Raw genomic sequence first — 13,438 nt, forward strand, 5'->3', positions numbered from 1 at the left:
ATGCGACTACGACTTCGCATCGGGCCAAATGCATTCGGCAATGCTATCGGGTCCAGCCTAGCGGAACAGATGCAACAAGGAGGACAGGATAAGGCCACACGCAAGAAGTTATACAGTGTCGGTGGAATGAAGTCGGGAATGAGATTAAAAAGCACGGGAGGCTTCAGTCTAGGCAATGTGAGGGTTGACTTTGACCCGGAATATTCTGCTGGCTCGGAAATCTCAGACGATCAGAAATTGGCATTGAGCGAGGGGGCGGGACCACTTGCCGCCGATGTGGCTAGAAACTGGCTCGCACTTGGAGACGACATTGGTCCGGCAGCTAATGGCCGTCAACTGCCTTCGTCCGATAAGCAAAAAGCTGAAAGTGCCGCCGTGCGCAGGCGCCTTGCCCAACTGGCCACTGATTTCGGTACGGGCACAGGAGAATTTGCTCCCACAACCAAAGATAACAAGAGTCTATGGAGCGCAGTGAAGGACTCTGCGAAAGTTCCATGGAACCTTGCAATGGATGCAGCAGAGTTGGGTGAATACACGCCACTGGGCATGATGCAACGCGGAGCGTACCGTGCTGCTGGCTGGGACTTGCCTCGTCCTGCCGAATTGCGTGCAGGGTATGAAACTCCGGCGTTTGGCTTGTCGCTAGAGTTCCTTGCTCCGTTAGTGCCTGTGTCTAGAATTGCTCGCATTCCTCGGACGCTCGGCGGTGCGGCGTTTGTTGAAGGAAAATTTGTTCATGACCTCAAACCGCTCACCAATTTGGAACTGTACGGGCGGGAGATTTCTCGGACGCCAGACGAAGCAGTGGCACTCTTACGCCGAGTTGGTCACGATGCCGATGAGTTGGCAGGTTATCGCTTTGTTAAACTGAGTGATGGACAAATCGACGAAGCTGAAGATGTTGAAGCGATGGGCCTGCTCATGCGTGGGAGCCGGGAAGACATTGAATTCGCGCGTGCTGCCTTCAAGGATCAAAAGGACATCACCGACGAATATCAATCGATGCAGATCGGCACCTACTTCCACGGCGAGGCGAATGCATGGCGGCGCGGAGACACCTTCATCATCATTGGAACCCACGAGCTAGGATACGATCCCGTGGAAATGGCCTTGCATCTGGAAATGGGCACCAAACGGGGCCTGGCCGACATGGGCAAAGACCTGAACTCCTGCGGCAAACCCAAATAGGTGCCGTACCGGGCACGCGCTATGCCGCTATTTCTGGCGTAGCGTTTCAATGGTGAGGACGGCCTTTTCCGTGTCATGCGGGAATTTCAAGAATTGTCGCAAGCCCTCGAAGACGGGGCCGACCAACTCCGAGTTCGCTTCCCGGTCGAAGAATGGACTCAAGCCGGCTGCGCTGGCCAGCACCTGGCGGGCTTCATCTCCCAGCCGGATATTCCCAAACGAAGCGTCGGCTTGCGCGGGCAAGGTCTGGTCCGCTTCGGCGATGTGGCGGATGGCGCCGGTTTCGGCGAGGAAGGTCAGGAAGCGCTTTCGACCGTGGGGATTTGCTGCTCGCGATGGCAAGACCAGCACGTCCAGCGGCGCGTCTTCATATTGCGGCATGTCGCGAACAATGCCTGGAAATGCGAAGAAGCCCATATCGTCCGCAATCGCCTCGGGAAATTTTGCGGCAACAAAGCTCCCCATCAACGTCATGCCCACCTGCTTGCGATAGATGTAAGGCAGTACGCGTTCGTGATCGAGCTCGATGGTCGGTTCGAAGAAGTAGCCTTTACGCAGCAGTTCACCCCAGGCATCGAATACTTTTCGAACGCGGGGATCGGTAAAGGGCACATCGCCGCGCAGTACTTTGCGATGGAATTCCAGGCCATTGAGGCGCAAATCGAAGTAGTCGAACCAGCCGGTGGCAGGCCAGTTGTGCGCTGCTCCCAAGCCGAGCGGGGTTACGCCAGCACCTTTCAGGCGTTCGCAGACTTTCAAGAAATCATTCCACGATGCCGGTGGTTCGATCCCGAGGCTTTGGAACAGCGATTTCCGATAGACGAAGCCCCAAGGGTAGTAATACATCGGGAATCCGAATACCTCGCCGTCGATCCGGGTTCCCTCCAGCGTGACCGGGTAGAACTTCTTCTTTTTCAGCAGCGCCACCATATCGGCATCAAGCGGCACCAGCAGCTTGCTTTGGACTGCGTCGCGCAGCCGCTCTCCCGCGTACCAGAATGCCAGGTCGACCTGGCCGCTGCGCAGCCGCGCGGAGAAACTGCGCTTGTATTGCTCCTGCGGATAACCGTGATGTACCACCTCTAGATCGGGGTTTGCCTTCGAGAATTCATTGATGATGCGTATCCATGCAGTCCTTTGGGCGCTGTGCGACACGATATAGTCGACGACCAATTGTTCGGCCCCTACAGCGATCGATGGCAGGCTGGATGACAGGCATAGCGCCACTCCCATCAGCCAAATTCGGCGACGGTCAACCATGTGGATCGATCGCTTCGTCTGCGTAGCCAGCATGAAACAAGTTTGTCCGCAACAACGAATCGTGTCAACGGAGGCCAGCGCGACGCACCGATTCGGGCTATGTCCGTTTCCGCACGGAGTGGCTTTATGCTGAGTCGTATGCTCAGGCTATGAAGATGACAGCAAATCCCTCTGCAATTCCGGATGAACCAGCGCCATCGAGACGGCGCCGTGTTCCCCCATTGTCGCTGGCCGCATGGAGGCAATTCATCAGCGTGGCAAAGCCGTACTGGCTTGGAGATGAAAAGAGGTCTGCCTGGGGCTTGCTGCTGCTGTTGATTGTGCTGATGCTTGCCGAAACCGAGCTTGCCGTGATGCTGAACAACCAGTCCGGCGAGATGACTTCGGCGCTGGCCGGTCGGGATGGCGACCGTTTCTGGCAGTCGGTGCGGGCTTGCCTGCTGATCCTGGTGTTTGCAGTGCCAATCTACGCCTTCTACTACTACATGCGGGACATGTTCGCCAACCAGTGGCGGCGCTGGCTCACCGGACGCTTCCTCGATGGCTATCTGCAGGGGCGCAAATACTACGAACTGACCTCGGAAGGCGAGATCGATAACCCGGACCAGCGTATCAGCGAAGATGTCAACACATTCACCGGCCGCTCGATCCATTTCCTGCTGATCTTTCTGGGCTCGATCATGCAGCTGGTGGCGTTCAGCGCGGTGCTATGGTCGATTTCGCATCTGCTGGTTGGCGTGCTGGCCGTGTACGCCCTGACGGGTACCGTGGTCGCGCTCTACGTCTTTGGCACGCCACTGATCCGTCTCAATTTCTCGCAATTGCGGCGCGAAGCGGATTTTCGCTTCGGCCTGATGCGTTTGCGTGAGAATGCCGAATCGATCGCCTTTTACCGGGGCGAGGCGCAAGAGCGTGCTTACCTCGACGGCAAATTCGACAAGCTGTTCCACAATTTCAGCAGGCTCATCAAGAAGCAGCGCACCCTGAATTTGTTCCAGCGCACGTTCAGCCAACTCACATTGGTGCTGCCCGGGGTGATTCTCGCCGAAGGCGTGCTTTCCGGCCAACTGGAAGTAGGGCGGGCAATCCAGGCGGCAGGCGCCTTTACTGCAGTGCTTGGCGCTGTGGGTGTGATCGTCGATAACTTTGAGAGCCTGAGCCGCTTCGTGGCGGGTACGGAGCGCCTGCAAACCCTGTCCAAGCTCGTGCTGCCGGTGCCGGAGGGCGAGGCAGTTAGCGGGAAAACACGTCCGCGGATCAGGATGCGGCCTGGCAAGCAGATCGCCGTCGATGCCCTGACGGTGTGTCCACCGCAGTCCGAGCGCGTACTCGTGAAAGACTTGTCTTTCGTCCTGGCGCCGGGCGATGCGCTGCTGATCACAGGCGATAGCGGTTGCGGAAAAAGTTCGCTGTTGCGAGCAATCGCCGGCCTTTGGGATACCGGCAGCGGCCTGATTCATCATCCGCCGCTGAAAGAGTTTTTCTTCCTGCCACAGCAGCCTTACCTGCAGCAGGGCACGCTGCGCAGCCAGCTCATCTACCCAAGCGTGCAGACGCGGCTGAGCGACGAGCAGTTGCTGGAGATCCTGGTGCAAGTACACCTGCCGCAGCTCGCCGAGCGTGTCGGCGGGCTCGATGCGGTACAGGATTGGGAAAAACTGCTATCGGTGGGCGAGCAGCAGCGGCTCGCCTTTGGCCGTGTGCTGGTGCATGAACCGAGCATCGTGATCCTGGACGAAGCGACCAGCGCGCTCGACAGCGGCAATGAGGCTTCGCTCTACAAAAGCCTGCGTGAAAGCGGAGCTACCCTGATCAGCATTGCCCACCGGGCAGCCGTCAGGCGCCACCATACGCATGTGCTGCACTTGAAAGGCGACGGTGGATGGGAATTGCGTGAGGTGGCTCACGCGTTTTCAAGGTCCCCGGGAACCCGATGAATGCGGATGATCTGGAAGTTGTACTGTTCGGCAGCTAACGGAGTGTCAGCGCTGCTTGCCTGTTGCTGCCGAAGGTAGTCGCTCACCAGCATGGCTGCACCTTGCTCAGTCAGCACGCCAGCCGCCTTTGCCTGTATCTGATGCTCAGACCGGTCGGCATTCCGGTAGGCAATTAACCAAGTTGACACCTGCTTTTCTTCCTGCTGATCTTTGTAAGGGAATCGCGTATGTTATCAAAACCGAACGCGTACTAGCGCCCGCCTGGCGGCTGCCGTTCATCATATTTCCTAAGTGCAAAGTTTGATGTCGTAAAATTTAACACATCCCTCGTAACAGATTTTGCTAACTCAGCATAATCAAGTACTTATCTCGTAGGCATGATTGATGCTTCGGTCAGCTTGTAGTTTTCTCAACCTAAATATGGAGCGCGATATGAAAGCTAATACGCTGTTCAAGTCTTGCCTGCTGGCCTGCTCCGTTCTGGCGGGTGCTCAAGCGATTGCCGGTCCTGGCACCGTAAACAGTATCGAATTTAGCTTCATGAACTACAGTAATACCGCTTCACAGTCTTTCAGCAGTTTGCCGTTGACGAGTTTCGACAATACGCCGTCGGTCTCGCCGATCTCCATCCCGACGCCACAGGAAATCCATCCGGTCGTTGAGGTATTCATCCCCTCGATGCCGGTCCAGACCACTGCACCTGAAGTTATTGCGGTGGTGGATTTGCCGCAAGCGCCAGCGGCCATCCCTGAGCCAGGCACCGCCGCCTTGCTGGGCTTGGGCTGTGCCTTGCTCTTCCTGCGTCGCCGTGGGGGATTCCATGCATAACTCGCGGAGTTTTCCGGCGCTTGCCCTGGCCTTGCTGCTGGCGGCTTGCGGTGGCGGCGGTGGCTCGGGGGGCGCGCCGGTAGTGTCTCCTGCTCCAACCACGCAGACGCCATCGCCTACCGAAGGCAACATCGTCACGTCGGTTCCGGCGCCGACTTACGCGGCAGGCAGCGGCAACCTGAGCATCTTCAACGCCATCAATGCCTTGCGCAGCAAGATCGGTTCCGGGTTGCTGGCCCAGAGCCTGTTGCTGGACAAGTCGGCGGGGGCGCACTGGAGCTACATCAACCAGAACGGCATCAGCGAACTGCATGGCGAAACGGCGGGCAAGCCTGGGTACACAGGCGTTCGCGCGGGGGACCGGATTGCCGCGGCGGGCTATACCGCCTCGGTCTCGGGGGAGGCGATCTTCAGCACAGTCGGTACGGACAAATACATGACCTGTGTTGCGGAGTGGGCCAATTCGGTTTATCACGCGGCCCTGCTGTTTGCCAGCACCATTGATATCGGTGTAGCGGCAAACAACTTCAACCCGGCGGAGGGCGCGTCGACCCTGTGCGTGGTGGACGTTGCGACGAGTACAACGCAAACGGCGCAGTTGCCGGGCGCGGGCAGTATTCGCGCATATCCCTACGCAAACCAGGCGGACGTGCCTTTTGTCTTCTTCAATCGCACCGAAACGCCAACGCCTGTGCCGGACCTGGCCGAAGCGGGCACGCCCGTAACGGTCAGTTTCGAAACCAGGGGAATGGCAGTGACGGCGCCGATTGCGATCAGCCAGTTCACGCTGACGCCTGCGGGCGGCACGGCAGTCGAAGCGCGCATCCTGGTGAACAAGGGAGGCAAGCTGGGCCCGGTCATCGCGAGCAATGGTCCTGCGCTGACGGATGACGGGAACATGCAAGGTTTCACCGCAACGCTGGTGCCGGTGCTGCGGCTGAAGGCCGCTACCGCCTACAACGTGGCGCTGATCGCTGTCGTGGATGGAAAGACCATCAACAAGTCCTGGACGTTCACAACCGCCGCACAGTAATGCTTGTACCGAGGGCCGGCAATCCTGTGCGGAATGCCGGCCCATTTCATTTACTTCGGGCGCGGCGATCGCACGCCTTTGTCGGGCCGGGCCAGGGTGCCTGAGCGCAGCATGCGCACGGCATGCCCGACGGCGCGCGCGACGTTGCGGACTTCTTGCTTGAGGGCTTCGTCCTTGTCCATCGCATCGTGGCTAGTGGCGTAAGGCTCGTAATAGCCAAGGTAGCGGTCAAGCCGGGCCTGCGCGCCGGCATCGATCAACTCCATCCAATCGAGCCAGTCGGAGAGATTGCACCGCAGGCTTTCCACGCCGGCGACGTCGCCATGCACCACAAGGCCATAGGCGCGCCCGGCCAGGTGTTTGGGGTAGGGCCAGCCGGCCAGCTCCAGGGCCTTAGCTTCCTCGGGCTTCTTGCCATGGGTGCTGGTCGGGTCGGGATTGCCGCCGTCTGCGCATACCAGGCGATCGATCATCAGCTTCAGCACGGAAGGCGCCTGGTACCAGTACACCGGCGTAAAGATGATGACACCGTGCGCGGACACCCACTTTTCATATATATCGTTCATCCAGTCATTGACCTGGCCAAGGCCGTGATTGGGGTAGCAGCTGCAGGGCCAGTGGCAAAGCGGCATGGCGGTGGAAACGCAGCCCTTGCACGGATGGATGCGCAATTCAAACTCGGAGGTCAGGCGGCTCAGGTCCAGGACGTCGGTATCGATTCCTTCGCTGGCCAGCGTGGCCTCCGCCAGCTTGAGCATGCGCCAGGTTTTCGACATTTCGCCGGGGCAGGTGCCGTCATTCCGCGCGGCGCCGCAGATCAACAGGACGCGTGAAGGCGTGGCAGGATCTTTCTGTCGCTGTTCGGCTGCTTGCAGGCGGGCAGCAGCGGCCTTCCATTCAACTGACAGCTCGTAGCCAGGATCGGCATATCCCGACCCGGCCGGTTCCGTCACCGGCGCCTTGCGGCTGTCGCTGAAATCTTGCCACGCCACTTCCTCCAGCTTCGCCACCTCGTCGCGCAGTCTGTCGAAGCGCGGGTCGGCAAAATTGCGCGTAAAGCGCAGGTGGAACTCGGCGCGTTCCAGCTTGGCGGGGGCCTGGCCCTTGCGGACTTAAGTCATGTTTGTCTCCCATACACGGGCAATGTGCCATGGCAGGATCAGCGGGTCAGTTCGACAGCGAACGCAAGGTCAGCGGAAACTTGATCTGGATTAAGGTTGAGGCGGGGGCGGGAGGGCTAGGATTGAAGCATGGCAAAGAAGTTTCCAATCATTTCCTTGCACCCGGAGCGGGTCTGCTGGGGTTGCGACAAGTACTGTCCCGCTGACAGCCTGGCGTGCGGCAACGGTTCCGAGCGAACCCAGCATCCATCGGAGCTGTTTGGACCCGACTGGATGGAGTGGGAATCGCCCCTCCTGGAACCTCAGCCGGAAGCCAAGGCGAAGAAGAGCATCTGACGCGGGCCTAATCAGGCAGCTTGTAAGAAAACGAGACCGGGAACTTGCGCTGCGTGCCCGGCGGGAATACCGTCGTGTGTTTCAAGGTCCGGGCAACCGCTTCGTCATACGCCTGGTCGCTGGATGACTGGGTTCTCTGCACGTTGATGACTTTGCCCATCCCGTCCAGCTCGATGTCGAAACTCACTTTCAGCACTCCTGACCCTTTGCCCGGGTCTGGTACATAGAAGATCTGTCGCCGAACTGCTTCCAGCTGCTCCTCGGTGGGCGGCGTCTCTTCCGGGGCGATCTGCAGCGTCCTGGCGGCTTGCAGTTCTTCGCGCATGGCCTGGTTGACCGCGTTCTGGTAGGCGACCGGGTCGGCTTGGCCCGTCGTGGAGGTATAGCTTGGTCCGTGGCTGCCGCTGGTAAGAAGCGCGGCGCATCCTTTCACCAGCAGGATGATCATGAAAGTGATCTGCCAGCCCGACCAGCTCCAGCCCGACTTGCCGCTGCTTTCCACAGGAGCTTCGCCAAGCGGAACGGCGCCCGTTGTGCCGTTGCGCGCGATCTCTGCCTGCGCTGCCTGGTGCCATTTCTGCAGGATCTCGCGATCGATGATGATTGAGAACCAGTGATAGAAGCGGTCCGTCAGCTGATGGAACAGAATCAGGTCGTCCCTCGCCGCGACGCGTTCGGGATTTGGCGTATTGCGGACCGTCTGGATCAACTGTTTGACGGTCCCCATGGCGTGTGCCGACATCGATTCATACAGTTTCCACTGGTCTATGGCACGGTCCACCATGGCGCCGGCCTCGCCAAACTGCTGGATGCGGCGGCTGTCGCGTGCCCAATCCAGTACTTCACTGGCGGCGACGAACAAGGTTTCGTGCCCGGGCTTCCAGCCGGTGGCCAGGAGATGGGCAATGCGTGCCTCGAAGATGGTGCGCGCAGTCAGATTGAGCAGGCTGTCGTGTGATAGCGATGCCTGCAGCGCTTCCCGCCAGCGGGACTGGTGCCTGCTCTCGTTTTTCGACACCAGTTCCTGTGCGCTGGACTGGAATTGTGTGAAAGCCTGGTCGGCGAGTTGGTATGGATCGTCGGGAGCCGGCTGCGCGACAATGACGGGCTCGGTTTCGGGGGCGGCGGCCAGCGGGGGGCCCACGTCGTCGACGCCGGCGGGAGCCGCTGCCTGGCGCTCGACTTGCAGGTGCGCTTGCCATTGAAGTGCTACTTCATAGGCCTGGCGAAGTTCCTGGAAACCGTCCGGGTCAGCCTCCTGGTCGATCTTTTTCAGCTCGCGCGCATAAGCACGGCGAATATCCTTGGCGTCCGCGCCGGCATCGAGTCCAAGCCGGAGCAGGAAGGGGAAAGTGTCGCGCATGCTAGGAATCCAGGTTCAGGAAACTCTGGTGCTCGAAGTATTCCAGCGCTTCGTTGAAGGTGCGGGCGGCCTGGCGCGAAACCCGCATGTCCTGCGCCTCCAGCGCGCGCTCGAACTGCATGATCTGGCGGCCCAGGTGTTCGCGGGCTTCGCCGCGCAATTGCTGGTACAGGCGTTCGCCGCGGGCCAGCATGGTGCGGAATTCGATGCGCTCGCGCGGGTGGATCTTCAGCTCGGACAAGGCGGCGAAGCGTTCCTTGATTTCTTCCTGGGTCAGCATGCCTGGATTACCTTCGATCACCAGGGCGTGGGTCTGCTTGGTCAGGAGCACCGTCGCTTCCACTTGCAGCAAGCCGTTGGCGTCGTAGGTGAAGCGCACGTCCACGCCGTTGTTCTGGCCGGGCACCTGCGAAATCGGTACTTCGATGGTTCCGAGCTCGATATTGTCGCGGGCCATGCGCGCTTCACCCTGGAAGACGTTGATGCGCAAGGCAGTTTGCCGGTCGCTGGTCGGATGGTAGTTCTTGACCTTGCTGACCGGGACCACGGTGTTGCGTTCGATGACCGGATCGAAGTGGCCGTGCGAATACTGGTCGCCACCCAGGTGCATCGATACCTCGACGCCCAGCGAGTAGGGAGCCACGTCGGTCATGACCACTTCGTCCAGGGCGGCATCGTTCATTTTCAGGCCGGCTTGCACGGCCGCGCCCAGCGCTACCACTTCATCCGGATTGATGTCGCAGGATGGGAATCGGCCAAACATGCGTGCCACCATGCGGCGCACGATCGGCATGCGCGTGGCGCCGCCGGCCAGCACGATGTTATCCAGGCTGGCAGTCTGCAGGTTGGCGTCACGCAGTGCGCGCTCGACCGGCGAGCGCAGGCGAGCCAGCAAGGGCGCGGTGATGCGTTCGAGGCCTGCCTCGTCCAGCGGCATGGAATAGGTGATGCCGGCGTGGTTGGTCTGCAGCAGCGCTTCCGGCGCTTCGCTGAGCTTGCGTTTGGCCTGCTCGGCTTGCGCCACCAGGCTTTGCATGAACCGGCCGTCCTGCTTCAGTTCGACGGGAATGGAAGCCTGCTTGAAGAACTCGTCGATCAGCAGGTTGACGAAGTCTTCGCCGCCCAGGAAGTTGTCGCCGGCGGAGGCCCGCACTTCCATCACGCCCTCAAACAGGTCGAGTACGGAAACGTCAAAGGTCCCGCCGCCCAGGTCGAACACCAGGAACTGGGTCTCCTTGCCGCGCTGGTGAATGCCGTAGGCGAGGGCGGCGGCTGTCGGTTCGTTCAGGAGGCGTTCGACCTTGAGGCCTGCCAACTGGCCTGCGGCGCGGGTTGCCTTGCGCTGCGCGTCGGAAAAATAGGCCGGAACGGTGATGATCGCTTCGGTGATTGGCTGGCCGAGGGCCGCTTCTGCATCCTCTTTCAAGGCGCGCAGGATCAGCGCCGACAGTTCCTCGGCGCGGAAGTTGCGCCCGCCGAGCGTGAACTGCTTGTTGCTGCCCATATGGCGCTTGAAGACGGAAGCGCTGTTGGTGGGGTGGGTCTGCAGGCGCTCGCGCGCCGCCTTGCCGATCAGGATGGTGCCGTCTTCGTCAACGCTGACGCAGGACGGGGTGAGGAACTCCCCCAGGCTGTTGGGGATCAACCGTGGCTCGCCGTTGTGCCAGGCGGCGATGAGGCTATTGGTGGTGCCGAGGTCGATGCCGACGATCATTTGCTGCTCCGATGTAAATTTCACAAAAGAGTAGCCTAGCATTTATTTCTGAATGAGAAAAGTCGTTGCCTTTTATGAAGGCTTCGGCGCCATAGATTAGTCATGAAAGCGACAGTCCGCCCGATTGCCAGAATCTGTGGCAAGCCGCCTGATCGAGGCCTAAAATATTGTCGCATTACGAGAAAGGAGGAAATCATGGCTAATCTGAGGCGTTACGATCCATTGACTGAGCTGGCCCGTTTCGATCCCTTCCGCAACTTTGAAGACCTGTTCCGCGACTTCAGGATGGCAAACATCACGCGCGAAGGAGAGGGGCAACAGCCGATCCGCATCGACGTGCACGAAAATGAATCCTCGTACACCGTTCGAGCCGACGTGCCGGGCGTGAACAAGGACGACATCAAGGTCGACATTTCCGGCAACCGCGTGACGATCGCCGCCGAGACCAAGCGGGTCGAGGAGGAAAAGCAGGGCGGTACCGTTGTGCGGAGCGAACGCTATTTCGGCGAGCAGTATCGCAGCTTTACCCTGGAACACGATATTGATGACAGCCGGGCCACCGCCAAGTGCGAAGGCGGCGTGCTGGAGCTGACTTTGCCGAAAAAGGCCAAGCAGGGTAGCCGCAAGCTGGAAATCCATTAAACCCTGACCGGCAAGGTCAGGATGAAACTGGTGCCCTCTCCGAGGGCACTTTTTACGTCTATGCGCCCGCCGAGCAAGCCATACACGATGTTGTAGACGATGTTGAGCCCAAGGCCGGAGCCGCCGCGTCCCAATTTGGTGGTGAAGAAGGGATCGTAGATCTTGCCCATGTTTTCGGGAGCGATGCCGATGCCGTTGTCGCGTACCGAGATCGCTACCGAGTCCGTGCCGATGGCGTCGGCCGTGATGACGATTTCGCCATGCTCCTTGCCTTCAAAGGCATGAATCAATCCATTGTTGACGAGGTTGATGAGCACCTGGCCGAATGGTCCCGGGTAGCTGGCCATGACGATCCCGCGCGGTATGGCGTGGCTGACCCGGATGCCGGACTTCTTAAACGTCGGCATCAGCACCAGCAGGATTTCTGATACCAGTTCATCCAGCTGGAATTCACGGCTTTGCGAAGTCGCCCGGTCGACGGCAACCTGCTTGAAGCTCGACACCAGGTCCACCGCACGATGAAGGTTGCGCAGCACGATCTGGCTGCCGTTGTTGACGTCGCCAAGATAGGCGGCGAGTGCGGAGCGCTTGACGCCGGATTCCACCGCGGAGGCAAAGGCCGTGGTCTGGTCCAGCAGGGTGCTGACGGCCAGCAGGCTGTTTCCGATAGGCGTATTCAATTCGTGCGCCACGCCGGCAACCAGAGAACCCAGCGCCGCCAGCTTTTCGCTGCGCACCAGCTCCTCTTGCGCGCGCTGGAGGCTGCCGAGGGAATCGGCCAGTTCGCGGTTGGTGTCGGCGATCTGGCGGGTGCGCACATTGACCAGGTCTTCGAGTTCCAGTTCGCTGCGCTTGCGGTCCGTGATGTCGGTGGAGACGCCGCCCAGCGCCCAGATATGGCCGAATTCATCGATCAGGGGGAATTTCTCTGATATATACGTGCGTGGGCCGCCCACTGTGCCGCCGGAGGTTTCTTCATGGCTGGAGGCCCGCCCGCTCGCCAACACTGCGCGGTCAGCCTGGCGGATCGAATGCGCCATGTCTCGGCTGAACAGCACTTCGTCGGTATTCCCGAGTGGCTCAGGCGACCCGGGAGGCAGCAGCATGCGGAAGCTGTGGTTGACCATCAGGTAGCGGCCGTCGAGGTCTTTGACGTAGATCACCGCTGAGGACTTCTCGACGATGTTGGTGAGCAGGGCCTGGCTACGGCGCAGGGCTGCATCGCGCGCTGCGATGGTGGCGAGCATGGCGTTGAAGGCCGTGGCCAGCCGGCCGACTTCGTCTCGGCTGCTGACCGGCGAGCGCAGGTCGAAGCGCTGCTCGCGCGTGACGCGGTCGGCGACGGCAGACAGCGCGAGCAGCGGCTGCGTGACCAGCCGGCGTGAACTGAAGGCATACAGGATGCCGCCAAACGACAGGGTGAGCAGCACCACGCCGAGCACCAGGCCGTACTGGCGCAGTCGCTCCAGCACCGACGGCAGGTGGTAAATGGTCGCCAGGTAGCCGACCAGCTCGCGCTCGAACCGGATGGGGGATAGCGTCGCCAATGCGTAACCGTCGAAGCGATGCCCTTCGCGTTCCAGTTCCTGCGACCATTCGCACCTTTCGGAGGGATCGCGGTTGAAGTGGCTAAACACGCGTTTGTCGGCAGTGAACAGGCAGGCCTGGGTAATCTCGGGACTGCTGCGCAAGGCTTCCAGCTTGCGCGCCGCGGCGCTGCTGTCGCCGAAGTTGAGGTCCGAATCGAGGCTCAATGCGAACAGTTCGCTGCGCACGGCGAGGTCTTGTAGCACGCGCGGGCGGGCGACCAGCAAGTCGTAGCTGGACAGTGCAAGCAGTGCAACGAGCATGGCCGCAATCGTCGTGAGGACCGACACCAGCAAGAGTTTGCGCTGGAGTCCTAGATCACGGAAGAAGCCCTGGAAGCTTTTCATGGGTGTGGCCCATTTGCACCGGAGTAATTATCTTAGCTCAAGCGTCACGTGAGCCACAAGCATGCGACATTCCCATGTAATT

At 60.2% G+C, this 13,438-nt stretch carries 11 protein-coding genes; 6 read left to right on the plus strand and 5 right to left on the minus strand.

From position 1 onward, the window contains the following. The gene (locus ACN9M3_RS16320) at nt 1-1,188 is read left to right on the plus strand and encodes a hypothetical protein (protein WP_426317962.1); all 1,188 of its coding nucleotides are present in this window, start codon (nt 1-3) and stop codon (nt 1,186-1,188) included. A 27-nt stretch (nt 1,189-1,215) separates the two neighbouring features. Here the strand turns inward: ACN9M3_RS16320 and ACN9M3_RS16325 are convergent, their stop codons facing one another. Next, nucleotides 1,216-2,448, minus strand: a complete 1,233-nt coding sequence (locus ACN9M3_RS16325) for an ABC transporter substrate-binding protein (protein ID WP_426317963.1) — start codon at nt 2,446-2,448, stop codon at nt 1,216-1,218. A gap of 149 nt (nt 2,449-2,597) precedes the next feature. On the opposite strand from ACN9M3_RS16325, the gene ACN9M3_RS16330 reads away from it, so the two are divergent. The 3 genes from ACN9M3_RS16330 (at nt 2,598) to ACN9M3_RS16340 (ending at nt 6,246) form a co-directional block, all read left to right on the plus strand. Then, entirely contained in the window at nt 2,598-4,385 is a 1,788-nt protein-coding gene (locus tag ACN9M3_RS16330; protein WP_426317964.1) for an ABC transporter ATP-binding protein/permease, read from the plus strand. A 432-nt stretch (nt 4,386-4,817) separates the two neighbouring features. Beyond that, entirely contained in the window at nt 4,818-5,213 is a 396-nt protein-coding gene (locus ACN9M3_RS16335) for a PEP-CTERM sorting domain-containing protein (protein ID WP_426161487.1), read from the plus strand. Further along, a complete protein-coding gene (locus ACN9M3_RS16340) occupies nt 5,206-6,246 on the plus strand; it encodes a CAP domain-containing protein (protein WP_426317965.1) in 1,041 nt (346 codons plus the stop codon). Before ACN9M3_RS16335 ends, ACN9M3_RS16340 begins: the two co-directional genes overlap by 8 nt. Before the next feature lie 50 nt (nt 6,247-6,296). Here the strand turns inward: ACN9M3_RS16340 and ACN9M3_RS16345 are convergent, their stop codons facing one another. Then, nucleotides 6,297-7,331: a flavodoxin family protein gene (locus ACN9M3_RS16345; protein ID WP_426323770.1), complete on the minus strand. Its 1,035-nt coding sequence runs from the start codon at nt 7,329-7,331 to the stop codon at nt 6,297-6,299. Nucleotides 7,332-7,496: 165 nt separating this feature from the next. On the opposite strand from ACN9M3_RS16345, the gene ACN9M3_RS16350 reads away from it, so the two are divergent. Beyond that, complete coding sequence (locus ACN9M3_RS16350) at nt 7,497-7,703, plus strand: DUF3079 domain-containing protein (protein WP_426317966.1); 207 nt, start codon at nt 7,497-7,499, stop codon at nt 7,701-7,703. Nucleotides 7,704-7,710: 7 nt separating this feature from the next. Here ACN9M3_RS16350 and ACN9M3_RS16355 read toward each other — a convergent pair whose 3' ends face one another. Continuing rightward, nucleotides 7,711-9,066, minus strand: coding sequence for a TonB C-terminal domain-containing protein (locus tag ACN9M3_RS16355; RefSeq protein WP_426161491.1), 1,356 nt, complete (start codon nt 9,064-9,066; stop codon nt 7,711-7,713). Nucleotide 9,067: 1 nt separating this feature from the next. Then, on the minus strand, nt 9,068-10,780 hold the full coding sequence (locus ACN9M3_RS16360) for a molecular chaperone HscC (protein ID WP_426172217.1): 1,713 nt from the start codon (nt 10,778-10,780) through the stop codon (nt 9,068-9,070). Nucleotides 10,781-10,975: 195 nt separating this feature from the next. Here ACN9M3_RS16360 and ACN9M3_RS16365 point away from each other — a divergent pair, with 195 nt between their 5' ends. After that, complete coding sequence (locus tag ACN9M3_RS16365) at nt 10,976-11,422, plus strand: Hsp20/alpha crystallin family protein (protein ID WP_426161492.1); 447 nt, start codon at nt 10,976-10,978, stop codon at nt 11,420-11,422. Here ACN9M3_RS16365 and ACN9M3_RS16370 read toward each other — a convergent pair. Next, entirely contained in the window at nt 11,419-13,356 is a 1,938-nt protein-coding gene (locus ACN9M3_RS16370; RefSeq protein ID WP_426161493.1) for an ATP-binding protein, read from the minus strand. The genes ACN9M3_RS16365 and ACN9M3_RS16370 overlap by 4 nt on opposite strands. Between the last annotated feature and the right edge of the window lie 82 nt (nt 13,357-13,438).

Source organism: Pseudoduganella sp. R-43 (genome assembly GCF_049913255.1).
Taxonomy (GTDB): Bacteria; Pseudomonadota; Gammaproteobacteria; order Burkholderiales; family Burkholderiaceae_D; genus Rugamonas.

Excerpts from the sequence above, each read along its gene's own strand:
- ACN9M3_RS16320 (WP_426317962.1), top strand. The coding sequence starts at position 1 with ATGCGACTACGACTTCGCATCGGGCCAAATGCATTCGGCAATGCTATC.
- ACN9M3_RS16325 (WP_426317963.1), bottom strand. The coding sequence starts at position 2,448 with ATGGTTGACCGTCGCCGAATTTGGCTGATGGGAGTGGCGCTATGCCTG.
- ACN9M3_RS16330 (WP_426317964.1), top strand. The coding sequence starts at position 2,598 with ATGAAGATGACAGCAAATCCCTCTGCAATTCCGGATGAACCAGCGCCA.
- ACN9M3_RS16335 (WP_426161487.1), top strand. The coding sequence starts at position 4,818 with ATGAAAGCTAATACGCTGTTCAAGTCTTGCCTGCTGGCCTGCTCCGTT.
- ACN9M3_RS16340 (WP_426317965.1), top strand. The coding sequence starts at position 5,206 with ATGCATAACTCGCGGAGTTTTCCGGCGCTTGCCCTGGCCTTGCTGCTG.
- ACN9M3_RS16350 (WP_426317966.1), top strand. The coding sequence starts at position 7,497 with ATGGCAAAGAAGTTTCCAATCATTTCCTTGCACCCGGAGCGGGTCTGC.
- ACN9M3_RS16355 (WP_426161491.1), bottom strand. The coding sequence starts at position 9,066 with ATGCGCGACACTTTCCCCTTCCTGCTCCGGCTTGGACTCGATGCCGGC.
- ACN9M3_RS16360 (WP_426172217.1), bottom strand. The coding sequence starts at position 10,780 with ATGATCGTCGGCATCGACCTCGGCACCACCAATAGCCTCATCGCCGCC.
- ACN9M3_RS16365 (WP_426161492.1), top strand. The coding sequence starts at position 10,976 with ATGGCTAATCTGAGGCGTTACGATCCATTGACTGAGCTGGCCCGTTTC.
- ACN9M3_RS16370 (WP_426161493.1), bottom strand. The coding sequence starts at position 13,356 with ATGAAAAGCTTCCAGGGCTTCTTCCGTGATCTAGGACTCCAGCGCAAA.